Annotated in this window: 22 protein-coding genes; 9 read left to right on the top strand and 13 right to left on the bottom strand. The window is 60.1% G+C overall.

Translation table 11 applies throughout. The features are described from left to right. Positions 1 to 65: 65 nt before the first annotated feature. Genes N4R57_14895 through N4R57_14880 form a run of 4 tightly spaced genes read right to left on the bottom strand, consistent with a single transcriptional unit; the run spans position 66 to position 2,712 of the window. Positions 66 to 1,016, bottom strand: a complete 951-nt coding sequence (locus N4R57_14895) for a D-glycerate dehydrogenase (GenBank protein UYV36299.1) — start codon at positions 1,014 to 1,016, stop codon at positions 66 to 68. Beyond that, positions 1,013 to 1,354 carry a tRNA-binding protein gene (locus N4R57_14890; GenBank protein UYV36298.1) on the bottom strand — a complete coding sequence of 114 codons (342 nt, stop codon included), beginning with the start codon at positions 1,352 to 1,354 and terminating at the stop codon, positions 1,013 to 1,015. Before N4R57_14890 ends, N4R57_14895 begins: the two co-directional genes overlap by 4 nt. Continuing rightward, positions 1,347 to 2,174, bottom strand: coding sequence for a pyrroline-5-carboxylate reductase (proC, locus tag N4R57_14885; protein UYV36297.1), 828 nt, complete (start codon positions 2,172 to 2,174; stop codon positions 1,347 to 1,349). Before proC ends, N4R57_14890 begins: the two co-directional genes overlap by 8 nt. 37 nt (positions 2,175 to 2,211) lie before the next feature. Continuing rightward, positions 2,212 to 2,712, bottom strand: a complete 501-nt coding sequence (locus tag N4R57_14880; protein ID UYV36296.1) for a YbjN domain-containing protein — start codon at positions 2,710 to 2,712, stop codon at positions 2,212 to 2,214. Between the two features lie 642 nt (positions 2,713 to 3,354). On the opposite strand from N4R57_14880, the gene N4R57_14875 reads away from it, so the two are divergent. The 6 genes from N4R57_14875 to N4R57_14850 all read left to right on the top strand — a co-directional run bounded on the left by N4R57_14875 (position 3,355) and on the right by N4R57_14850 (position 9,621). Next, entirely contained in the window at positions 3,355 to 4,596 is a 1,242-nt protein-coding gene (locus N4R57_14875) for a branched-chain amino acid ABC transporter substrate-binding protein (protein UYV36295.1), read from the top strand. Between the two features lie 103 nt (positions 4,597 to 4,699). Next, positions 4,700 to 5,656, top strand: a complete 957-nt coding sequence (locus tag N4R57_14870) for a branched-chain amino acid ABC transporter permease (GenBank protein ID UYV36294.1) — start codon at positions 4,700 to 4,702, stop codon at positions 5,654 to 5,656. Further along, positions 5,653 to 6,945 (top strand): branched-chain amino acid ABC transporter permease, encoded by a 1,293-nt coding sequence (locus N4R57_14865; protein ID UYV36293.1) that lies wholly within the window; start codon positions 5,653 to 5,655, stop codon positions 6,943 to 6,945. The genes N4R57_14870 and N4R57_14865 overlap by 4 nt, the downstream gene beginning before the upstream one ends. After that, a complete protein-coding gene (locus N4R57_14860) occupies positions 6,942 to 7,700 on the top strand; it encodes an ABC transporter ATP-binding protein (protein ID UYV36292.1) in 759 nt (252 codons plus the stop codon). The genes N4R57_14865 and N4R57_14860 overlap by 4 nt, the downstream gene beginning before the upstream one ends. Beyond that, positions 7,700 to 8,425 carry an ABC transporter ATP-binding protein gene (locus N4R57_14855; protein ID UYV36291.1) on the top strand — a complete coding sequence of 242 codons (726 nt, stop codon included), beginning with the start codon at positions 7,700 to 7,702 and terminating at the stop codon, positions 8,423 to 8,425. Before N4R57_14860 ends, N4R57_14855 begins: the two co-directional genes overlap by 1 nt. Then, positions 8,422 to 9,621, top strand: a complete 1,200-nt coding sequence (locus N4R57_14850; GenBank protein UYV36290.1) for a beta-lactamase family protein — start codon at positions 8,422 to 8,424, stop codon at positions 9,619 to 9,621. Before N4R57_14855 ends, N4R57_14850 begins: the two co-directional genes overlap by 4 nt. 305 nt (positions 9,622 to 9,926) lie before the next feature. Here the strand turns inward: N4R57_14850 and N4R57_14845 are convergent, their stop codons facing one another. Next, complete coding sequence (locus tag N4R57_14845; protein UYV36289.1) at positions 9,927 to 10,418, bottom strand: PaaI family thioesterase; 492 nt, start codon at positions 10,416 to 10,418, stop codon at positions 9,927 to 9,929. A gap of 73 nt (positions 10,419 to 10,491) precedes the next feature. Continuing rightward, a complete protein-coding gene (gene metF, locus N4R57_14840; GenBank protein UYV36288.1) occupies positions 10,492 to 11,355 on the bottom strand; it encodes a methylenetetrahydrofolate reductase [NAD(P)H] in 864 nt (287 codons plus the stop codon). Positions 11,356 to 11,496: 141 nt separating this feature from the next. On the opposite strand from metF, the gene N4R57_14835 reads away from it, so the two are divergent. Next, entirely contained in the window at positions 11,497 to 12,408 is a 912-nt protein-coding gene (locus N4R57_14835; protein UYV36287.1) for a LysR family transcriptional regulator, read from the top strand. Positions 12,409 to 12,429: 21 nt separating this feature from the next. On the opposite strand, the gene N4R57_14830 is transcribed toward N4R57_14835, so the two are convergent. After that, the gene (locus N4R57_14830; protein ID UYV36286.1) at positions 12,430 to 13,143 is read right to left on the bottom strand and encodes a hypothetical protein; all 714 of its coding nucleotides are present in this window, start codon (positions 13,141 to 13,143) and stop codon (positions 12,430 to 12,432) included. Positions 13,144 to 13,421: 278 nt separating this feature from the next. Between N4R57_14830 and N4R57_14825 the strand changes: the two genes are divergently transcribed. Then, positions 13,422 to 14,213, top strand: a complete 792-nt coding sequence (locus N4R57_14825; protein UYV36285.1) for an inositol monophosphatase — start codon at positions 13,422 to 13,424, stop codon at positions 14,211 to 14,213. A 207-nt stretch (positions 14,214 to 14,420) separates the two neighbouring features. On the opposite strand, the gene N4R57_14820 is transcribed toward N4R57_14825, so the two are convergent. The 4 genes from N4R57_14820 to N4R57_14805 form a co-directional block, all read right to left on the bottom strand. Beyond that, positions 14,421 to 14,735, bottom strand: coding sequence for a cupin domain-containing protein (locus tag N4R57_14820; GenBank protein UYV36284.1), 315 nt, complete (start codon positions 14,733 to 14,735; stop codon positions 14,421 to 14,423). Between the two features lie 24 nt (positions 14,736 to 14,759). Continuing rightward, positions 14,760 to 15,152, bottom strand: a complete 393-nt coding sequence (locus N4R57_14815; protein ID UYV36283.1) for a 5-carboxymethyl-2-hydroxymuconate Delta-isomerase — start codon at positions 15,150 to 15,152, stop codon at positions 14,760 to 14,762. 27 nt (positions 15,153 to 15,179) lie between these two features. Beyond that, on the bottom strand, positions 15,180 to 16,892 hold the full coding sequence (gene metG, locus N4R57_14810) for a methionine--tRNA ligase (GenBank protein ID UYV36282.1): 1,713 nt from the start codon (positions 16,890 to 16,892) through the stop codon (positions 15,180 to 15,182). Between the two features lie 84 nt (positions 16,893 to 16,976). Next, positions 16,977 to 18,209 carry an MFS transporter gene (locus N4R57_14805; GenBank protein ID UYV36281.1) on the bottom strand — a complete coding sequence of 411 codons (1,233 nt, stop codon included), beginning with the start codon at positions 18,207 to 18,209 and terminating at the stop codon, positions 16,977 to 16,979. A gap of 177 nt (positions 18,210 to 18,386) precedes the next feature. Between N4R57_14805 and N4R57_14800 the strand changes: the two genes are divergently transcribed. Then, entirely contained in the window at positions 18,387 to 19,433 is a 1,047-nt protein-coding gene (locus N4R57_14800) for an aldo/keto reductase (protein ID UYV36280.1), read from the top strand. 136 nt (positions 19,434 to 19,569) lie between these two features. Here N4R57_14800 and N4R57_14795 read toward each other — a convergent pair whose 3' ends face one another. Together N4R57_14795 and N4R57_14790 are read right to left on the bottom strand one after the other, a co-directional pair. Continuing rightward, a complete protein-coding gene (locus N4R57_14795) occupies positions 19,570 to 20,568 on the bottom strand; it encodes a hypothetical protein (protein UYV36279.1) in 999 nt (332 codons plus the stop codon). A gap of 500 nt (positions 20,569 to 21,068) precedes the next feature. Continuing rightward, entirely contained in the window at positions 21,069 to 22,667 is a 1,599-nt protein-coding gene (locus N4R57_14790) for a phosphoenolpyruvate carboxykinase (GenBank protein ID UYV36278.1), read from the bottom strand. Between the last annotated feature and the right edge of the window lie 6 nt (positions 22,668 to 22,673).

Genomic DNA, 22,673 nt, shown 5'->3' with positions numbered 1-22,673 from the left:
TTTTCTCCCCAAAAACGTCATGGATGTTCACCCGGAAACGCGGGTGAAATCAAGTGGCTGCCGCGTCAAACCACGTTCGGCGGGCTAACTCCATCGAAAAACGCACGCAGGTTGTCGACGGCCATGAGACCCATATCGGTGCGCACATCAAGCGCGGCGGTGCCGAGGTGGGGCAGGAGCACAACATTTTCCAGCGCGATCAGTTCCGGCGGGACGTGGGGTTCTTGTTCGAACACGTCGAGGCCGGCACCGGCGATTTGCTGTTCCTGCAAGGCGTTGATGAGGGCAGATTCGTCGACCACGTCGCCGCGCGAGATGTTGACGAAATGGGCGGTGGGTTTCATTGACGACAGGAAGCCCGCGCCGATCAGGTGGTGCGTTTCGCGCCCGCCGGGCACGGCGACCACGACCACATCGGCGTGGCGGGCCACCTCATGCTGGGGCATTTGTTCAGCCGGGAAATCCATGCGTTTTTCCGAGCGGTTGGCATAGATCACCTTCATGCCGAAACCAAAGTGACAGCGCCGAGCGATGGCCTGACCGATATTGCCCATGCCGATGATGCCAACGGTTTTGCCGCTGATGTGAAGCCCGAGCAATTGCATCGGGTTCCAGCCGACCCATTCGCCCGCCCGCACCATACGTTCGCCTTCGCCCAAACGCCGCGCGCTCATCAGAATGAGCGCCATGGCGATGTCGGCGGTGGCGTCGGTCACGGCGCCGGGGGTGTTGGTGACGGCAATGCCGCGCCGGTTGGCGGCGACGGTGTCGATATGGTTATAGCCAACCCCGAAATTGGCGAGGAGTTTGCATTTCGGCTCGGGCACATCATAGAACACCTGTTCGGAGAACATATCCCCCAAGGTTGGCAGCACCGCATCATAGCTGCGCAGCGCGTCGCGCAGTTCATCGGGGGTGAGCGGGGTGATGCTGTCGCGGACGGTGACATCCATGAAGGCGCGCGCGGCGTCGAGCACGGGCGCGGGGTGATTGCGGGTGATGAGCAGCGTTCTCAATGCATTCTCGAGCCATTGGGGACCTGTTGGTCCGGTTTCAGAAGGACGATGCCGCCGTCGGCATCGGAAGCGCCGAGCACGAGGCATTCGGACATGAATTTGCCGATCTGGCGCGGTGGAAAGTTGACCACCGCCATGACCTGTCGCCCGATCAGGGTTTCCGGCGTGTAGTGGGCCGTGATTTGCGCCGAACTTTTGCGTTCGCCGATCTCGGGGCCGAAGTCGAGCCAGAGCTTGATAGCAGGTTTTCGCGCCTCGGGGTAGGGTTCGGCGCGGATCACGGTTGCTGCGCGGATTTCCACCTTTAGGAAATCGTCGAAGGTGATGTTATCAGCCATTGGCGAGCTCGCGGGAGCGGTCGGCGGCGGCGGCGACGGTGGCGCGGATCAGCGGCGGCAGGCCGCTGTCGGCGTCCATCAGCACATCAAGTCCGGCCTGTGTCGTGCCATTGGGCGAGGTGACGTTGATGCGCAGCTGTTCTGGGCTGTCATCGCCTTGCAGTGCCAGCGCACCGGCACCGGCGACGGTGGCTTTGGCCAGTTGCATGGCGAGATCGGGGGCGAGACCCTGAGCCTCTCCGGCGGCGGCCATACATTCGATCATGTGAAAGACATAAGCCGGACCGGAGCCGGAGAGGCCGGTCACGGCATCCATCTGGCTTTCGCTTTCGAGGCGCACGACCTTTCCAACGGCAGAGAGCAGCGTTTCGGCAAGGTCGAGGGCTGTGGCGGGGGCATGCGCATTGCCGATGATCGCGGTGATGCCGCGGGCGATGGCCGCGGGGGTGTTGGGCATGGCGCGAATGATCGGCGTTTCAGCGCCCAGCACGGATTCGTAATGCGCAATCGGCGTGCCCGCCGCAACCGAGAGAAACAGGGTCGCGCCATTGCCGAGCGGTGTCAGCACCGGCAGGGCGGCTTGCATCATCTGCGGTTTGACCGCGATCAGAACGATGGCCGGATCGGGCGGCAGATCGCCGTTGAGGTTTACGCCGCTGGAGATGAGCCAATCCGACGGGTGCGGATCAATCACATGGACGGATGTGGCCGGCAGGCCGCCATCGAGCCAACCCGCCAGCATGGCCGAACCCATTTTGCCGCATCCCAGCAGGACAAGCCCCCGTGCCGCGATGTCCGATAGATCCGCTGATAGTTCCATTGTCTGGTCCCCCATTGACGTGTCTTTGGGGGAAGTGTTACGCGCGTCCGTAAGCCTCGGCAATGGCCACCTGTAGGGCGTCTTTTGGAGAGCGGTCGCCGTAGACGACAAGCTGGAACGCCGGATAGTAGCGTTCGGCGTTATGCACGGCGGCGGAGATCAAGGTGTTGATCTGATCCGGGCTGGCCATTTGGCCACCGGCGAGCAGAAGGCCATAGCGATAGACCATCAGCTTTTGTTCCGCCCAATAGGTGAAGGCGCCGGACCAGCATTGATCGTTGGTGGCGTTCAGCACTTCGTAAAGAGCGGGGAGTTTTTCCTCGGGCGGTTCCATTTCAAAGGTGCAGACCATGCGCAGGGTTTCGTCATAGCCCGACCAAGCCAGCGTGATGGAATAGGTGCGCCACTGTCCTTCGACCGCCATCGCGATCTGATCGTCTGCGATGCGGTCGAAATCCCAATCATAATGGGCCGCAAGGCTTTCGACGATGTCGATAGGGTGAAGATCTTCTTCGATGTAATGCTCGGATAATGCCATGACGCCACCTCTTTGGTTGTTTGCGTTGGGGACTGGCAGCGTCCCAAACGCTTGGTGCCTGCTCTAGGGAGTGGGTCAGTGACCTGCTCCTCTACGAGATATGGTGGGCCGGGAAGATGGACCTGTAAAGCAATTTGTTGGGGATAACCGCAAGAACTTGTGGATTATTAGCAAAGTGACACAAAACTTAAGCGGCAAAGGAGGGGCAGAGAAGGGCGTGCGACGCTGCCTAGGAATCGGGCAGGGGCGAGAGCACATCACAATCTGCTTCTTTCAGTTGCGAGTTGGCCTAACCACGTTAGAGTGGGGGGTAGGGTGTTTGGTTTTGGTTCTGACGCGGAGGTCAAACGCTTCTGACGCTACGTTATCGCGCTGTGGGGAAACAAAGCCTTGAGTTACAAGCGCAGCACTTTCTTTAATGTTCTTTACGATCCGGGCGTTAAACCCCGGCATCGCGAAGGCCAGAGAGATCAGGCTTTGATCGACAGGGGAGGAACAGGAGCTTTTCTGCAAGACACCATGGTCGCGCGCCGGACGGCGTAGGCTTGGCCTGCTGTTAGGAACGCCATGGGCAATAAGACCAAAACGGGCACACTTAAGCCTGTCACATAGTAAAATGATTCAAAATGGGAGGAGAACCATATGAAATCGCTTAAGAAACTCGCTCTGAGCGCAGTTGTTGCCAGCATGGCGGCAACCGCAGGCTTTGCGGCGGATATCAAAATCGGCTTTATCGACCCGCTGTCGGGGCCATTTGCGGCCACGGGCACCAACGGTTTGGACCAGTTCCACTATGCCGCTGATGCGCTGATCAATGACAAGGGCGGCCTTTTGGGTGGCCAAACGGTGGAAGTGATCGGGTTTGACAACAAGATCAGCCCCAAAGAATCGCTGATCCAGTTGCAGGTCGCGATTGACCAAGGTGTGCGTTACATCGTTCAGGGCAACAGCTCGGGCGTGGCGAACGCGCTGACCGATGCGATCAACAAGCACAACAAGCGTAACCCCGACAGTCAGGTTCTGTTCCTGAACTATGCGGCGGTTGATCCGGCGCTGACCAATGACAAGTGCAACTTCTGGCACTTCCGTCTTGATGCGAATGCGGACATGAAGATGGACGCATTGACCGATGTGATTGCCGCCAATGAGGCGATCAAGAAGGTCTATATCATCGGTCAGGACTATAGCTTTGGTAAGGCTGTGGCAGCTGCTGCGGTGAAAAACCTGAGCGCAAAGAACGCCGAGATCGAAATCGTTGGCAACGAATTGCACCCGATTGGCAAGGTCAAAGACTTCACCCCCTATGCGCGCAAGATCGTCGCGTCGGGCGCGGATGCGGTGATCACCGGCAACTGGGGCTCGGACATGCTTGGCCTTGGTAAGGCAATCATCGAGAACGGCTTTGAAGGCCCGATTTACACCTACTATGCTGCGGGTTCGGGCATCACGGCCGCCTTTGGTGAAGGTGGTAAAGGGTCGATCCGTCTGATCGCTGAAGGTGAAGTCAACCCGCCGCCGAGCGAAGAAGCCGTTGCTTACTATAACGGGTTCCTGAAGCGTTTCCCGGATGGCAACATCGACATGCCACGGATCAGCAACACTGTTGCGATCCTTGCCAAAGCGATCGAGCAAGCCGGCACCGCGACCGACGTTGTGGCTGTGGCCAAAGCGCTTGAAGGTATGGAGTTCGACAGCATGTGGGGCACCAAGATCAAGATCCGTGCCGAAGACCACCAGGCGATCCAGAACCTTCACGTTGGCGTTCACACCAACGAAGGTGTCACCTTTGGGTATGACGGCTCGGATTTCGGTATTCTCACCGAGAAAACAGTTGAGATGGCCGGGATGGATAGCCCGACCACCTGCAAAATGAAGCGCCCGTAAGATACGGGATGCTGTTCAGCCCCGGGCGAGGCAACGTCTTGCCCGGGGCCAATCGACCAATACTCCACAATAACCTTAGACCGAAGGCAGGGAGCCGAATCTGATGTCGCTCTTTATCGTCAACATCCTGGACGGGCTCGTCACAGGGCTGTTGCTTTTCATGCTGTGCAGCGGGCTGACGCTGATTTTCTCGATGATGGGTGTGCTGAACTTTGCCCATGCGAGTTTTTACATGTTGGGCGCTTATTTCGCCTATCAGATTAGCCTTTATACCGGCTTTTGGATGGGGTTGCTGATTGCACCTATCGTGGTCGGGGTCATCGGCGCCCTTATCGAGCGATACGGATTGAGGCGGGTCCACAAATACGGGCATGTGCCCGAGTTGATCTTTACCTTCGGGCTGGCGCTGTTGATCGAAGAGGTTGTGCAGTTCTTCTGGGGCAAGAGCCAGATGGCCTATAACCCGCCCGAAGCGCTGGATTTTGCCGCCTTCGCAATCGCGGGCAATACTTTCCCTGCTTATAAGGTGTTCATGATTTTCGTGGCGATCGGCATTTTCCTTGTGCTGCTCTATATCCTGACGAAAACCCGCGTGGGCATGACCATTCAGGCGGCTCTGTCCTATCCCGAAACCGTGCAGAACCTTGGGCATAACGTGCCGCTGGTGTTCATGGGCGTGTTCGGTGTGGGCACGGCGATGGCGGGTCTTGCCGGGGTGATTGCGGGGCCAACGCTCGGGACGTTTCCGGGGATGGCCTTTCAATTGGGCTCAATCGTGTTCGTCACAATCGTGATCGGCGGTTTGGGAAGCCTTTGGGGCGCGCTTGTAGCGTCGCTTATCATCGGTTGGATCCAGACATTTGCTGCGACGTATAATGTGCGGATGGAAGACATCCTGGTGGCGGTTGGTTTTGACAAGCCAGAGCCCGTTTGGGACAGCGCGTGGGCGGATTTGTGGACGCTGACCCTGCCGCAGATCGGGCCGATCCTTCCCTATCTCTTGATGGTCATTGTCCTTGTGGTGCGCCCGCAAGGCCTGTTTGGAAAGCGTGAATCATGAGCACACCTGCAAGCACTCCTTTGACTGCTGGCACGCGCCGTCTGATCAATTTGAACTCGGTGTTGCCTTGGGTTATCGCGGCCGTTTTCCTGATCGTGCTGCCGTATATCTTTCCGTCGCGTTCGGCGTTGACGGTGATGAACCAGATGGCGATCACCATTGTTTTCGCGCTGGCCTATAACATGTTGCTTGGTCAGGCCGGGATGCTGAGTTTCGGCCATGCCGTTTACATGGGCCTTGGCGGGTTCTTTTGTATGCACCTGCTGAACAAGGTGGAATATGCCGAATGGTGGATTCCGCTGCCGTTGCTGCCGATCTTTGGCGGGTTGGCTGGCCTGTTCTTTGCCTTTCTTATCGGGTCGTTTTCAACGCGACGGGCGGGCACGGTATTTGCCATGATCAGCCTTGGTGTTGGCGAGCTTATCGCCGCCTGTTCGATCATCATCGTCGTCTTCTTCGGCGGTGAGGAAGGCGTCAGCGGCGACCGGACCATGGGGCCGGAGGTGTTCGGGTTTGATTTCGCGCAGCAAAGCGAGGTTTATTACCTGACGATCATCTGGTTGCTGATTGCGGCGCTGGGCATGTTCCTTTTCTCGCGCACGCCCATCGGGCGGATTGCAAACGCGGTGCGCGACAACGACGAACGCGCCGAGTTCCTTGGCTATTCACAGCGCAACGTGCGGTGGATGAGCTTTTGCGCATCGGGGTTCTTTTGCGGGATCGCGGGGGCGTTGTTTGCCATCAACTTTGAGATCCTGACCGAAGAGAACCTGAACCTAACGACAAGCGGGTCGATCCTGTTGATCACCTTCCTTGGCGGCGTTGGGTTCTTTGTCGGGCCAATCATCGGCGCTGTTGTGTTCACGTTGTTGCAAACGGTTCTGAGCCTTTATACCGAGATCTGGGCGCTTTATGTCGGCATGCTGTTCGTGGCCACGGTGATGTTCTTTCCCGGCGGTTTGGCGGGGGTGCTGGCGATGCACATCCTGCCTTACAAGCTGGGCCGATTGGGCCAGTTGGCGGCGCCTTATGCCAAGATGCTGATCCCGGCGTTGGCGACCATTCTGGGGCTGGCGGCGACGTTGGAAATTCTGTTCCATGCACGCCATGCCGGCGTGGGGGACGAGGAAATGTCGCTCTTTGGGATCACCTTCAACAGCCATGATGCGATGCCTTTGATTGCCGCGATTGCAATCTTTGTTGTCGGCGCATGGGCCGTTGCAAAACTTGCGCCGGGGCTCAAAGAAGCCTGGGACAACGCCACGCATATGGGGAGTAATCAGCCATGAGCGCACCAGCCATTGAACTTCGCAAGCTGGAGAAAAGCTTTGGTTTGGCGAAAATTATCCAAGGCGTGGATCTGTCCATTGCCAAGGGCGAGCGTCACGCGATCATCGGGCCGAACGGGGCCGGGAAATCGACGCTGTTCAACCTGATCACCGGGAAATACACGCCGACGAGCGGGTCCGTGCATCTGCATGGCAAGGATGTGAGCGGGATGAAACCCTATCAGATCAACCGAATGGGCCTGTCGCGTAGCTTTCAGATAACCAACATTTTCCACAATATGACGGTGTTTGAAAACGTGCGCTGTGGCTTGATGTGGTCGATGGGTTATAGATACAGCTTCTGGCATATGGTGAACGGGCGGCGTGATCTGACCGAGAAGGCGGATGCCATTCTGGAACAGATCAACCTGTCGTCGCGTCGCAATATGGTGGCGGGTGCGCTGGCATATGCCGAGCAACGCGCGCTTGAGATCGGGATCACCATTGCTGGCGGGGCCGACATCATCATGTTGGACGAGCCATGCGCGGGGATGAGCCATTCGGAAACCGATCTGATCGTCGATCTGATCCGCAAGGTGACCGAGGACAAGACCCTGATCGTGGTGGAACATGACATGGGCGTGATTTTCGACCTTGCCGACCGGATCAGCGTGCTGGTCTACGGCGAGATCATCGAAAGCGACACGCCTGAAAAAGTACGCGCCAGCAAGGCGGTGCAGGAAGCCTATCTCGGCACGACATTGGAGGACGCGTGATGCTGGACGAAAACAGCGGCCCTATGCTGGAGGTCACGGACCTGCATGCCTATTACGGCAAGAGCCACATCCTTCAGGGGGTGAATTTCAACGTCGGCGAAGGCGAGATCGTCGCGCTTTTGGGGCGCAACGGGGTTGGCCGCTCGACCACCTGCAAGGCGGTGATGGGCGAAGTTTCCCCCAAGGGCTCGGTCAAGTTTCGCGGTAAAGAGCTTGCCGGGAAGCCGAGCTATGAGATTGCCAAGGCGGGCTTGGGCTATGTGCCGGAAAACCGCGACATCTTTCCCGGTTTGACCACGCGCCAGAACCTGACGCTGGGTCTGAAACCCGGTCAGAAGGACGGGCAGGGGCGCTGGTCGATGGAGATGATGTTCGACCAGTTCGAAAACCTGCGCAGGCGAGCGGATATCGAGGCTTCGGTGCTGTCGGGCGGGGAAAAGCAGATGCTGACCGTGTGTCGGGCGCTGATGGGTGACCCCGATTTCGTGATGATTGACGAGCCGACCGAGGGGCTGGCCCCCAAGATTGTTGAGCAAGTCGGTGACATGCTGGAGATGATCGCCGCGCGCGGTGTGTCGATCCTTTTGGTTGAGCAGAAGCTGACCATTGCTTTGCGCGTGGCGACACGGGTTTACGTGATGGGCCACGGCCAGATGGTATTTGAGGGCACGCCCGACGAGCTGATGGCAAATGAGGACGTGCGCAAGGAATGGCTTGAGGTATGAGCGCGGCTCTTGGGTTTGACGCGGAGCGGTTAAAGCGGATTGACGCGTGGATGGCGGCCAACCGGACGGGCGGGCGCTATACCGGCTCTTCGGTGCTTTTGGCACGCCACGGAGAGGTGGCGTATTGCAGCTGTGACGGACTGCGCTCGGTGGCCAAGAACCTGCCTTACGAGCGTGATACGATCGTGCGCATCTATTCGATGACCAAAGTGGTCACATCGGTGGTGTTCGGGATGCTTTTGGAACGCGGCGAGGTTTACCTCGACACGCCGGTCAGCGCGTATTTACCCGAGTTTGGCGACATGAAGGCGCTGATCCCCGGTGCCAAAAAGGCAGATCAGGTCGAGCCGGCCCCGTCGCCGACGTTGCAGCAATTGCTCACCCATACGTCGGGCATGACCTATGGCTTCAATCCGGGGCTCGCGGCACAGATTTATGCCAAGGCCCGTGTTGATTTCGGCCCCCGCAGCGGGGCTCTTCAAGACAGAAGCCAATATGCGGCGTCACAGCCGCTGGCCTTTCAGCCGGGCACGCGTTGGGAATATTCCGTCGGGATCGACATCATCGGGCGAGTGATCGAGGTGATCACCGGGCAAACGCTGGATCAAGTGTTTCGCGAGCGGGTGTTTGAGCCGCTTGGTATGGATGACACGTTCTTTGGCGTGCCACAGGACAAGATCAGCCGGTTCGCGGATTGCTATACCAAGACCGAAGATGACGCCTGCGCCTTGCTGGAAACTGCAGAGGAAAGCGCGTTTCGCCAAGAGAAGGTCAGTTGCTTCTCGGGCGGTGGTGGTCTGTGCTCGACGCTGGATGACTATATGCGCTTTGGCGAGATGATCCGGCGCGGCGGTACACATGGCAAAGAGCGCCTGATCGGCGCGCGCACCCTGGCATTTATGCGCCAGAACCACTTGCCGGGGGATATCGCCTCGATGGGGGCCGAGACCTTCTCGGAAATGCCGATGAGCGGGATGGGCTTTGGCATTGGCGGCGGCGTTGTTCTAAGCCCTAGCTTAACACGCAGCGCCGGTTCGGTCGGGGATTTCGGGTGGGGCGGTATGGCCAGCACCTATTTCTGGACAGACCCGGTCGAAGACTTGACGGCGGTGTATTTCACGCAGCTTGTGCCGTCTTCGTCATATCCGTCGCGCGCAGAGCTAAAAGCGTTGGTCCATGGTGCGCTGATCGACTGAATCGGTCGCGACTGAAAAAAACGCCCCCCGCCATCCGCTCCCACCCACCCGCCCCGCGGTTGACGGGGGGCGTTACGCCTTGCATTTACTGGGTGTGTGGGGGGGTAGCGTTTGCGCATTTGCAGAGCGAAATAACGCGCATCCGGAATCTATGCGCGTTGTTTCTTTAATGGCTCAAATACCCAATTCCCATTGCCTGCCACGGGCGCGAACTTGCCAGCATAGGGCGCACCGCAAGCCAAAATCGCCGGGCCGAGCGAAGCGAGGCCCCCCCTGGCGACGCACGAAGTGCGGCGCAAAACCTGCTATTTCATTTTCATAATGATGCAAGTGGTTGAGCCCGTGGCATAGAGTTTGCCATCGTCAACTCCGCGAATTTCACCATCGGCAATTCCGGTCGAGCGGCCGGCGTGATGGACTGTTCCAATCGCATCAACTTTGGTGCCGATTGGGATCGGGCGGATGATGTTGATCTTGTATTCAAGCGTTGTGTAGGTGGAGCCTTTCGGCACTTTGGTCTGGATTGCGCAGGCCATGCAGCTGTCGAGGATCGCGCCGTACCAGCCGCCGTGGACTGTTCCGATCGGGTTCATCACGCCGAATTCGGGGGTGCCAGAAAAGACCGCTTTGCCTTCTTCGATGTGGCTGGGCCAGAAGCCGAGGGTGCGCCCGATGGGCGGACCGGGATAGCGGCCTTCCTTTATGGCTTGCATGAAATCCAGGCCGGACATGCTCAGGATCTCGTCCAGAGAGACGAGATCGTCCGGGGTCTCTGCGTATTTTCGGTGCTCGCTCATCAATCTCTCCCCTTTGCGCGTGGGGAAAGGCTAGGACGGCACCGGGGGGCCGTCCAGATGGGCTTGGGGTTTGTTACGCCACGTTTTCGAGCTGCACCGTCGGGGTGATGCCAAGCGCGTGGCACACGTCGCGGGTGAGTTCGGGGCGGTTGAGCGTGTAGAAATGCAAGCTGTCGACGCCTTCGGCGATCAGGTCCGAGCAGAGTTCGGTGCAGAGCGCCGTGGCCAGCAGGTCTTCGCGCCCGTCGCGGGCGGCCTTGGCAAAGGCATCATCCAGCCATGTCGGCACCGAGGTGCCACAGCGGAAGGCGAAATTGCGCGCGCCTTTCCAGTTTTCGATCGGCAGGATGCCCGGCACGATCGGCTTGTCGATGCCCGCTTTGACGCAAGCGTCACGGAAGCGCAGGAAGCTTTCGGCCTCGAAGAAGAACTGGGTCAGCGCCTCGTCCGCACCGGCGTCGAGCTTGGCTTTGAGCCAAGCGATGTCGGCGTCGAAATTGTCGGCCTCGGGGTGGGTGTCGGGATAGGCGCCGACGCGCATGGTGAATTTGCCGGTGTCTGCCAGTGCTTCGATCAGTTCGACCGAGTTGGCAAAGCCCTCGGGGTGGGCCTGAAACGCACCGGAGCCTTTAGGCGGGTCACCGCGCAGCGCGACGATTTCGGTCACGCCGGAGGCGGCGTATTCTTCAGCGGTCTCGAGCGTTTCGGCGCGGGTGGCGTCAACACAGGTCAGATGCGCCGCAACGGTTAGCCCGGTGGCCTTGTGCAGTGTGCGCACCGCGTCGCGGGTGAGGTCACGCGTTGTCCCTCCGGCACCGTAGGTCACGGACACAAAGCGCGGGTTCAGCGGCGCCAGCGTATGAATCGTGTCCCAGAGGCGGAACGAGCCTTCGAGGTTTTGGGGCGGAAAAAACTCGAATGAAATGGAAGGAAGCATCGGGGCATCTCGCTTGATCTGTTTCCATGGTTGTGGGGCAGAACCGATATTGAAGCAAATTCATAGTTTTCAAGGTTTACATGAGGGCGGCTCAGTTTTAAGCCCGTTTAGGAAGATCTTGGACCTGTGTTGGAGGGGCCGATGCATATTGAATTTCGCCATTTGCGCACCATTCGCGCCATCCATGAGACCGGCGGTTTGGCGCGGGCGGCGGATCAGTTGAACATCACGCAATCGGCCCTGTCGCATCAGATCAAGGGGATCGAGGATCAAGCCGGTGTCGAGCTTTTTGTGCGCCGGTCCAAGCCCTTGAGGCTGAGCGCGGCCGGGCAGCGGCTGTTGCGCACTGCCGAGAAGGTGCTGCCGGAGATCGAAGCGCTGGAGGCGGAATTCGAGGGCCTGCGCGAGGGCAGCGCGGGGCGGATGCATATCGCGATCGAATGCCACGCCTGTTTTGAATGGCTGTTTCCGGTTCTGGAGCAATTCCGCAAGGCCTGGGGCGATGTTGATGTCGATATTCGCCCCGGATTGGCGTTTGATGCATTGCCTGCGTTGGGGCGCGAAGATGTGGAGGTGGTGATTTCATCCGATCCCGAAGACCTGCCCGGCGTCGAATTTCGCCCGTTGTTTGATTACGAACCGGTGTTTGTGGCAGCGGCGAGCCACCCGTTGGCTCAGAAAGAGTTCGTCACGGCAGATGACCTGCGGGATCAGGTGTTGATCACCTATCCGGTGGAGCGCGCGCGTTTGGACGTGTTTACCGAGTTGTTGACCCCGGCCAAGGTCGAGCCGAAATCGGTGCGGCAAGTGGAGTTGACGGCCGTGATCCTGATGCTGGTGGCGTCGAACCGGGGCGTCGCGGTTTTGCCTGACTGGGTGGTGCGCGAGGTGCGCTATAGCAGCGATTATGTCACCCGGCCAATCACCGAAAAGGGGCTGACCAAGCGGCTTTACGCGGCGGTTCGTGCGGATGACGCCGACAAGCCCTATATGGCGCATTTCCTTAAGCTGGGGCGGGAAATTCCGGTGCGGTTGCAGCGCGGTCAAGAATGAGGCGCTGAGTGCCGCGCGGGTCTAGGTCTCGCGGTAGGCAAACCAACCGCCGCCCAGATCAAGCAGGAAATAGACCCGGTTCAGCCGCAGGCGCGGGATGCGCTCCGGGGTAGAGGACCACAAGAACCCGGCGCGGTTGTCGCCGCCCACATGGGCATAGGAACAGTCGATTTCCGGCGTGTCCGGTTCCATCACAACGGGGTCGAGCGTGCCTGCGCGGGTCACGATACAGGTTTGCAGGCCAAGGCGCAGCATGGCGTGGCCAAGCGGCGTGTCCTTGTCGTTGCGCAGTGTGAGGGCGAAGCCTCTGCCATTGTTTTCAGCGCGACGTTGGAGAAGCGCGGTTTTGAACGCGTCAAAAGCACTGCGCCGCGCGTCGATCCAGTTTTGCAGTCTGGGGCTGTCCGAAAACTTGAGCCCGAGGATAGCATAGAGATTATGCGCGGCGGTTTCGCGCGGCATGTCAGGCCAGAGCGCCGCGAGGGTCGGGCCCATATCCAATGCGATGCGGGCGGGGGAGAGGGTTTGATACTCCTGCCAAGTGGGGAAACCGGACATGGGCGAGGGGCTGAACGTGTCGAGCGCACGCAGGCCAATGCGTTGCCAGGTGCCATCTCTCTGCGCAAAATGGGCGGTGACTTCGATCAAGAAGCCAGGCGCGCTGGTCGTGGCGGGGAGGGTGCAAGCATAGGTGAGCACCACGAGGTCAGCCTGTGCTTGCAAGGATTTTTGCAATGGCGTGCAGTGCGCCCTGCCGTTTGCGACCTTTGGCGCGGTGTCTAGCAGCGCCAAGGGAAAGCCGGGGGGAGCGGCGTTTCCGCGCAGAGCGGCTGGGCGAGCAGAAGTGCAAGCAAAGTGAAAAATTTCATGCAGTTACCCCGGCGGCCTTGTCGTAGAAGGCTATGGGGTTGCGCGGGCCTGTGCAAACACTTGTTTCTTGGCCTTGGCAAGGGGGTGTGCAGAGGCTATACGCGCGGCTTGATATTCGAATACGGCGTCAGGAGCCTCAGCCCATGCAAGGCAGTGCAAATCTCAACATCATGATGAAGGCGGCGCGCAAGGCGGGTCGGAGCCTTGTGAAGGACTTCCGCGAGGTTGAAAACTTGCAGGTCAGCATGAAGGGCGCGGGCGATTTTGTGAGCCGGGCCGATCTGCGCTCGGAGCAGATTATCAAGGACGAGCTGCGCGGGGCGCGCCCGACCTATGGCTGGTTGGCCGAAGAGGGCGGCGAAGAGCCGGGTGATGACCCGACGCGGCGCTGGATTGTTGATCCTCTGGACGGGACCACCAACTATTTGCACGGGCTGCCGCATTGGGCGGTTTCGATCGCGCTTGAGCATAAGGGGCAGGTTGTGTCGGGGGTGATTTATGACCCGGCCAAGGACGAGATGTTTTATGCCGAAAAGGGCGAGGGCGCATGGTTGAACGATTCCAACCGATTGCGTGTGTCCGGTCGCCGGCGGATGATTGAGAGCATTTTCGCGACCGGTCTGCCGTTTGGCGGGCGCGCGGATTTGCCCGAGACGTTGAAAGATCTGGGCCGGTTGTTGCCGGCCTGTGCGGGCGTGCGGCGGTTCGGGTCGGCGGCGCTGGACATGGCTTATGTCGCGGCCGGGCGCTATGACGGGTTCTGGGAGCGGCGTTTGAATGCCTGGGATATGGCGGCGGGCGTTGTGATCGTGCGCGAAGCGGGTGGCATGATCGAGCCGCTGACGGAGGGTGGCGACATTCTGGGCGATGGCGAGGTGATCTGTGCCAACGAGCCGATGTTTGAGCCGCTTGCCAAGGTTATTCGCGGGGCGTGACGGTTTTGTGGGGGGAGCCCTTCACGCCGTAGTAGAAGCCGGGGGCAGCGCCCCTGATCGCAGGGAAAAATGGGGGGCCAGCCCCCCGTCCCGCTGATTAAAACGGGGGCCAGCCCCCCGTACCCCCCGGGATATTTCCAGTCAGATGAAGGGGCGGGCGTTTTTTGAGGCCAGATTCGGCCTTCTGTTCGGCCATATGGAGGCGGGTTAGCCCTTTTTGTCGAGCAGTTCGATTTCGATGAAGGCGCAGGGGAAATCATTGCCGCTTTTGACGTCATGCTCGACACCGATTTCACGGAAGTAGGGCACGCCGTTTTGCAATTCTGCCGTCATGTGTTCGCCGTCGGGCAGGTCGATGTCGAGCGTGCCGTCGAATTGGGGAACCACCACATAGTCATATTCGTGACGGTGCCAGCCGGTGTTGTCGCCCTTGGCGCCAAAGGACCAGCGGGTGATGCGGACGCGGTCGTTTTCGATCAGGATGTCGCCGGTGGCGGTGCCTTGGGATGTTGAGGAACACATGGCGTTTGGTCCTTGAGTTAGGGGTCAGTCGCTGGCGGGGGGCAGGTGGTCGCGGATGGTGCCCGTTTTGGGGGAAAGAGCGGGGTCGATGTCGCGCATTTCCACGGAGAGCGCGATGGAGTGCTGAGCGAGCGCGGGCTCCATAAAGGATTTCAGCGCGTCGAACACCGCTTGGGTGGCGCGGGTTTTAGCCTCGGCCGGGCGGCCGCCACGCAGGCGGATCGAGAGGTCGAGGAAGGCGTGTTTCGGATCGCCATCGGCGATTGAGACATGGGCGGCACGATGCGCGCGCACCCGCACGCCGGGCATGGGGAACACGCCGGTGTCGATTGCCGCGCGGCGCAGGTGGTCACAGAGGGCGGCGATGTCGACCATCTCTTCGAGATTGGCGGAATACTCGATGCTGAAATGGGGCATGTCTGTGCTCCTTCGCTGCGGGGGCGTTTAGCTTCGGGTGCCGGCGAAGCGGCTGGCCCAGTCTTCGCGCTGGTCGTCGGTGATTTTCGAGAAGAGGTTGTCGGGGACCGAAAAGGCGTGGCCTTCGGGCAGGGCCGCGAGGGCGGCGGCGACATCGTCGGGCCATTCGGTGTCGAGCGTGTTCATCGCCGAGAGCAGCTTGGCTGTGGCATCGGGGATGAAGGGCGAAGACAGCACCGCATAGAGGCGGATCAGGTTGAGCGCGAGGCGGATTTGCGCGCCTGCCTGCTCGGGGTCTTCCTTGAAGGTGGCCCAAGGCGCGGCGTCTTGGAGGTATTCGTTGCCGGCCGACCAGATCGCGCGCAGCTCTTGCGCGGATTTGCGCACGTCCATGGTTTCCATGAAGGTTTCATAGGCGCGGATGCGGGTGGTGAGTTCGGTGATCAGCGCCTCTTCTTTGGCGCCGTAAGTGCCGCCGGAGGGGACGGTTTCGCCGAATTTCGAGCGGCAGAACTTGGTGACGCGGCTGACGAAATTGCCAAGCACATCGGCGAGGTCCTTGTTCACCGAGACCTGGAAATTCTCCCAGGTGAATTCGGCATCCGAGCTTTCGGGGGCGTGGCTGAGCAGCCACCAGCGCCAGTAGTCGGCGGGCAGGATTTCGAGCGCCTGATCCATGAAGATACCGCGCCCCTGACTGGTGGAGAACTGACCGCCGTCATAATTGAGGTAGTTGAACGATTTGATGTAATCGACCAGCTTCCACGGCTCGCCCGAGCCGAGGATCGTCGCCGGGAAAGACAGCGTGTGGAAAGGCACGTTATCCTTGCCCATGAACTGGGTATAGGTCACGTCATCGGCGCCCTTGTCGGTGCGCCACCAACGCTCCCAATCGCGCCCGGTTCCGGCGTCGGCCCATTCCTGAGCGCAGGCGATGTATTCGATGGGGGCGTCAAACCAGACGTAAAAGACCTTGCCCTCCATCCCCGGCCAATCATCGGCGCCGCGTTTGACGGGAATGCCCCAGTCGAGGTCGCGGGTGATGCCGCGATCCTGTAGCCCGTCGCCATCGTTGAGCCATTTGCGCGCAATCGAGGTGGTGAGCACCGGCCAGTCGGACTTGGAGTCGATCCACTCGTTCAGCTTGTCGCGCATTTGCGATTGCTTGAGGTAGAGGTGTTTGGTCTCGCGCACTTCGAGATCGGTGCTGCCCGAAATGGCCGAGCGCGGATTGATCAGGTCGGTCGGGTCGAGTTGTTTGGTGCAGTTTTCGCATTGGTCGCCACGGGCGTTTTCATAGCCGCAATTGGGGCAGGTGCCTTCGATATAGCGATCAGGCAGGAAGCGTTTGTCGGTGTGCGAATAGACCTGTTTCTCGCTCACTTCGCGGATCAACCCGGCATCGGCCAGACACCCTGCGAAATGCTGGGTCAGAGCGTGGTTTTGCGGGGAGGAAGAGCGCCCGAAGTGATCAAAGCTGAGCCCGAATCCATCGGCAATTTTCGCTTGCACGGCATGCATTTCGGCGCAGTATTCGGCCACCGGTTTGCCCGCTTTGGCGGCGGCGAGCTCGGCCGGGGTGCCGTGTTCATCGGTCGCGCAGAGGAACATCACCTCGTTGCCGCGCGCCCGTTGGAAGCGCGCGAAAAGATCGGCGGGCAGTTGCGAGCCGATGAGATTGCCGAGGTGCTTGATCCCGTTGATGTAGGGGATGGCGGAGGTGATGAGGTGGCGGGCCATGAGCTTTCCCAAATCCTTAGGTTTCGCGTTTTGCAATAGACCATCGCGCGGCGGAGTGCCAGCGGGGTGAGCGTGCTTGTCAGGTTAGTCTTTGCGCGCGGTATCGCGGGATTTTCCGAACAGGCGGCCGATTTGGAACGAGGTGCGCGGCGACCAGACATAGGTGGTGCGCGTGGCAGGCGAGGCGCGCACCCGCATCCGGCTGAGTCCGAAGACGATCAGCACCACATGGCCGACGCCGATCATGGCAAAAAGGGCGGGGGGGCCGAAGGCCTCCATCAGGCGCGAGGCGAGGAGCGGCGCGGCGATGGCGCCGACGGCGAACCAGAACATCAGCGCGGCAGAAAGCTCGACCCGCTCGTCGCTGCTGGCGAAATCATGGGCGTGGGCGGCAGAGATCGAATAGATCGGGAAGGTGGTCAGCCCGAAAATCATGGCGTTGATCATAATGCCGGTGGTCGAGAGACCCGTCAGCAGAGCGGTGGTGACACAGCTGAGCACGGCAGCGAAGGACATGCCGATCAGCACCCAGCGGCGGTCATATTTGTCCGCGAGCCAGCCGACAGGGTATTGCGCCAACGCACCGCCCAGCACGAAAGCGGCGAGGAACCACGCGATTTGCGCGGTGGCGAGGCCGACCTCCTGACCGTAGACCGGGCCGACCATCCGGAAGGAGGCCGAGCTGAGCGCGGCGACAACCGCGCCGGCGGCGGCGAGGGGCGAGCGGGTGACCGCCAGCATCGGGTGCAGGCGCGGCGCGTCGGGGGTTTCGGGCTGGCTGGTCTTGCTGAGCGTGATGGGCAGGAGCGCGGCACAGCAGAGCAGCGCCAGCAGGTTGTAGGACACATAGGAGGCGGGCGCGAGCACCGAGATCACCATCTGCGCCGCAAGCGAGCCGGACATGTCGACCATGCGATAGACGCTCATGGTGCGGCCCCGGGTTTCATTGGTGACTTTGGCCTGCAACCAAGCCTCGATCACCGTATAGCAGCCAGCAACGCAGAGACCCGAGGCGACGCGCATCGCCGCCCAAGCGTAAGCGTCGATCACAAGGTAATGCCCCAAGAGGCCAATCGCGCCGGTCGAGGTAAAGGCGGCAAAGGCGCGGGAGTGGCCGATGCTGCCCATCAGGCGCGGCGCCCACCAGCAGCCGATGAAGAAGCCAAGGAAATGCGCCGAGCCCAAAAGGCCGATCTGTTCGCGGGTAAAGCCGAGCTTGAGCCCCGACAGAGCGTCAAGGGGTCCAACGCCGCCCGAGGAGAGCTGCAATAGAAGCACCGACAAGAAGAGAGCCGCAAAGGAAATGAGCAGTCGCATGGGCTCTACCATCGCAGCCCCGGTTTGGGTTGCAAGTGGGAAGGCGACCAAGCGGTGTCGTTTTTTTGATCGCTGTGCGTGGATGGGTGGTCGGATGGGCTGGATCGGCTTGAAGCCCGGATGTCAGAGTGCGACTGTGCCGCCCAACGCGACAGGCAACCAAAAGGGAAACGCAGGATGCAACGAGTAAAGCTGGGACAGACCGGGATCGAGGTCAGCGCGCTCTGTCTTGGGTCGATGACATGGGGCACGCAGAACACGCAAGCGGAAGGGCATGCCCAGATTGACCGTGCGTTGGAGCGGGGCGTGGATTTTATCGACACGGCAGAGATGTATCCCGTCAATCCGGTCAGCGCCGAAACCCTTGGCCGGACCGAGGAAATCATCGGTGAGTGGTTTGCGAAGACAGGTCGGCGGGATGATGTGGTTCTGGCGACCAAGCATCTGGGCGAGGGATCGGATGTGAAAGAGGGTGGAACGCCGCCGATTTCGCCCGAAACGATTGCAGCATCGGTTGAGCGGAGCCTGACGCGGCTCAAGACCGATGTGATCGACTTGTATCAGTTTCACTGGCCCAATCGCGGCTCTTACATGTTCCGGCGCAACTGGACCTTTGATCCGTCGGATCAGGACCGCGCAGCGACACTGCGGCATATGGAGGAAGCGCTGGGCGCGTTGCAGCGCGAGGTGGAAAAGGGGCGCATCCGGGCCTTTGGCCTCTCGAACGAAAGCGCGTGGGGCACGGCACAGTGGCTGGCCGCGTCCGAGCGCGTGGGCGGGCCGCGGGTGGCTGCGATCCAGAACGAATATTCGCTGTTGTGCCGGTTGTTCGATACTGATCTGGCCGAGTTGAGCCACAATGAAGAGGTGACGCTGTTGGCGTTTTCGCCCTTGGCGGCGGGGCTGTTGACCGGCAAGTATCAGGGCGGCGCGGTGCCGGACGGGTCGCGCAAGAGCCTTGTGCCCAATCTTGGCGGGCGGGTTACAGAGCGGGTGTTCGGCGCGGTCGGGGCTTATCTTGAGATTGCCAAGCGGCATGGGCTGGACCCGGCGCAAATGGCGTTGGCATGGACGCTGACGCGGCCTTTTCCCACCATTCCGATCTTCGGGGCGACAACGATGGAGCAGCTTGAGCTTGCGCTGGGCGCGTCCGAGTTGACGTTGAGCGAGGATGTTCTGGATGAGATCGACGCGGCGCATCGGGCGCATCCGATGCCGTGTTAAGGGCGGGTTTTCCGGCCCTTGAGCTGGGGCGGCGCGGTTCTAACCTTGCGCCAATCTAGCGGAATATGATGCATCAATGCACCCCGGTCCCGTTGCGGGGCCGGGGTTTAACAATGAAAGTCGCACGAAGGCCGTGTTACGCAACCGCGGCTTTCGCTGCCGCCTGCAAGCTGACCCTGACCATCGTTTGATTGAGCAGGATATAGGCAATTTCGCCAAAGGTGGCGGGGCCGGTGAAGTCAGCGGTCTTTTTGCCTTCCAACTCGCCGTAAACATAGTTGAGGATGCAGTTGCAAGACAGCTCCTCGGTGCCATTGCCTGTGGCGAGTTGGGCGAACTTCCGGGCAAAGTTGGCGGGCGCTTTGGCCTGTCGATAAGTCACGCCGGCGACTACCGGGGCGTAGAAGGCAACACCGCTTTCAGTATCGAGTGATTGGAATGACACGTTGATCATCGCACCGGCATAATTCGCCACCAGCGGCATTTCCGTATCAATGTCATTCTCCGAGATGTAGCTGAGCAGATCGGTTTCCTTGCCATTGATGATGGCGGTCTTGGCGCTGAACCCGTCTTCGGTGAACTGGAGTTCATCGGCGTCTGGGTCCTGCTCGAACAGGTTCACGATGTCGATATCGGCGATCATGTCCTGACCGATATCCACGTGCAATACGGCGGCGCCTTCGGCGTGGATGGTGGCCGTCGCGCCGTCTACGACCTTGGGGCTGTCCGCGGCGGTGTCATCAAGATGCATGCCGGAAATCCAGCCCATCAAGGGTTGTTCGAACAGGCCGGGGAAAGACGCGCCGTTGAGGGCAAAGTCGGCGTGTGCCTCGGAAAACGCGGGGATCAGGATTATCGACAGGCCGTTTTCAAACCGGTTCGCTGTCAGTTGATCGAGGTCACGACCGACATACATGACAACCCGCGCATCGCGGGCGTCGTCGAATTCGGTGACAAAGACGTTTTCGCGATCAACGCGGCCGCCGGTGGCGGTCATGAAATACACGGAGGTGCCGCCAACCCATTTACCGGCGGGCAGTTGCGACAATGCGGCTTCTGATCCGGCAATAACGAGAACCGCGCCGCTTTCGATACATTGCGTTGCCTCGGCGACGCTCATCATGGCGTTTTTCATTTTCATTCCTTTCAGAAGAGGGCGATGTCTTTGACGGCGAAGCCGGATTTTTCGAAGAACCTGCGCAGCTCGCCGATTTGCTGGCTGGCATCTCCGGGCGAGGTTAGGGCCCTCGCGGCGCAGACGCGACACAAGGATACGCGTGGCAAGGGATGCGCCGGAGAGGTTGCTGTCGCTGAACAAAGCGCGACTCCAGCATGGGTCGGAGGGGGAGGGGATCATTGAAAGCGGCCTTTAGGTCCATTGCAGCTGGGTTTGGCGCGAAGGCCTAAACCAAGTGCCTTAGCGAATGATAAAGATTGCCGGGCTTTCAGCGCTTAAACTGCGCGCAATTTGCGTGAACTGCGCAGGCAACGGTGCGGCGGCGGAAATGTCATGGGGGGTGGCGGGGTGCGCGCCTCATCAAAACACAAAAAACCCGGCCAATGACGGCCGGGTTTGATGAGGTTTTATGTCGTGCAGGACGCCAAAGCTGGCGCCAAAGCTGACGTCAGCTTTGATCAGCCGATGGCGGCGGCTTTTACATCGTCGTCGATGTAAGGCACGTATTGGGCAAAGTTGCCGGCGAACATTTCGACCAGCTTTTGGGCCTGTGCATCATAGGCGTCCTTGTCGCCCCATGTGGCGCGCGGATCGAGCAGGGTTGCATCGACACCGGGCACCGTGACGGGCACGTCAAAGCCAAAGTTCGGGTCCTTGCGGAAGGTTGCCTCGTTCAGTGATCCGTCAAGCGCGGCGGTCAGCAGAGCGCGGGTGGCCTTGATCGGCATGCGGCTGCCTGTGCCATATGCGCCACCGGTCCAACCGGTGTTGACCAGCCAGCAGGTCGCGCCGTGCTTGGCGATCTTGTCACGCAAGAGGTTGCCATAAACCTCGGGACGGCGCGGCATGAAGGGGGCGCCGAAACAGGTCGAGAAAGTTGGCTCAGGCTCGGTCACGCCACGTTCGGTTCCGGCGACCTTGGAGGTGAAACCGGACAGGAAGTGATACATCGCCTGCGCCGGGGTGAGCCGGGCAATCGGAGGCAACACGCCAAAGGCATCGCATGTCAGCATGATGACATTCTTAGGATGGCCGCCAAGCGCGGTGTCCGACGCGTTGGAGATATATTCGAGCGGATAGGCGCAGCGCATGTTTGCGGTGAGGCTGTCATCGTCGAAATCAAGCTCGCGGGTCTCTTCATCATAGACCATGTTTTCAATCACGGTGCCGAATTTTTCGGTTGTCGCGTAGATTTCCGGCTCGGCCTCGGCAGAGAGGTTGATGGTCTTGGCATAGCAACCACCTTCGAAGTTGAAGGTGCCGCGATCGGACCAGCCGTGCTCGTCATCGCCAATAAGCGTGCGGGCGGGATCGGCGCTAAGTGTTGTTTTGCCGGTGCCGGACAGGCCAAAGAACACGGCGGTATCAACCGGATTGCCGGTGGCGTGGTTGGCCGAGCAGTGCATCGGCATGATGCCTTGGTCGGGCAGCAGATAATTCAGCAGGGTGAAGACCGATTTCTTGTTCTCGCCAGCATATTCGGTGCCACCGATCAGGATGATCTTGGCGTCGAAGTTCATCGCGATCACAGTTTCAGAGCGGCAGCCGTGCTTGGCCGGGTCCGCTTGGAAGCTGGGGCAGTTGATGACGGTGAAGTCAGCCATAAATCCGTCGAGCTCCGCGCGTTCGGGGCGGCGCAGCAGGTGGCGGATGAACAGCCCGTGCCAAGCCAGCTCGGTCACCATGCGGACGTTAATTGCATAGGCCGGATCAGAGCCGCCAACGAGATCCTGAACGAAATAGTCACGCCCTTTCATATGGGCGAGCATATCGGCGTAAAGCGCGTCAAAGCCTTCGGGCGACATTTCGGCGTTATTATCCCACCAGATGCTGTCGGCAACCGAAGGGGTTTTCACCACATGCTTGTCTTTTGGCGAGCGGCCGGTGAATTTTCCGGTGGAGACGAGGAAGGTGCCCCCGCGGCCCAAACGTCCTTCGCTACGTTTGACGGCATGCTCGATCAGATCGGGCTCCATGATGTTGTAAAAGACATTGCCGAGACCGTTGATACCCTGGTCTTCGAGCCGGAAATTCGGGTTTACCCGTCCAAATGTCATGTCACT

Source organism: Rhodobacteraceae bacterium D3-12 (assembly GCA_025916135.1).
GTDB lineage: Bacteria > Pseudomonadota > Alphaproteobacteria > Rhodobacterales > Rhodobacteraceae > JAKGBX01.
The sequence above is the reverse complement of the archived record's forward strand: the minus strand, read 5'-3'. Positions and strand labels throughout refer to the sequence as shown.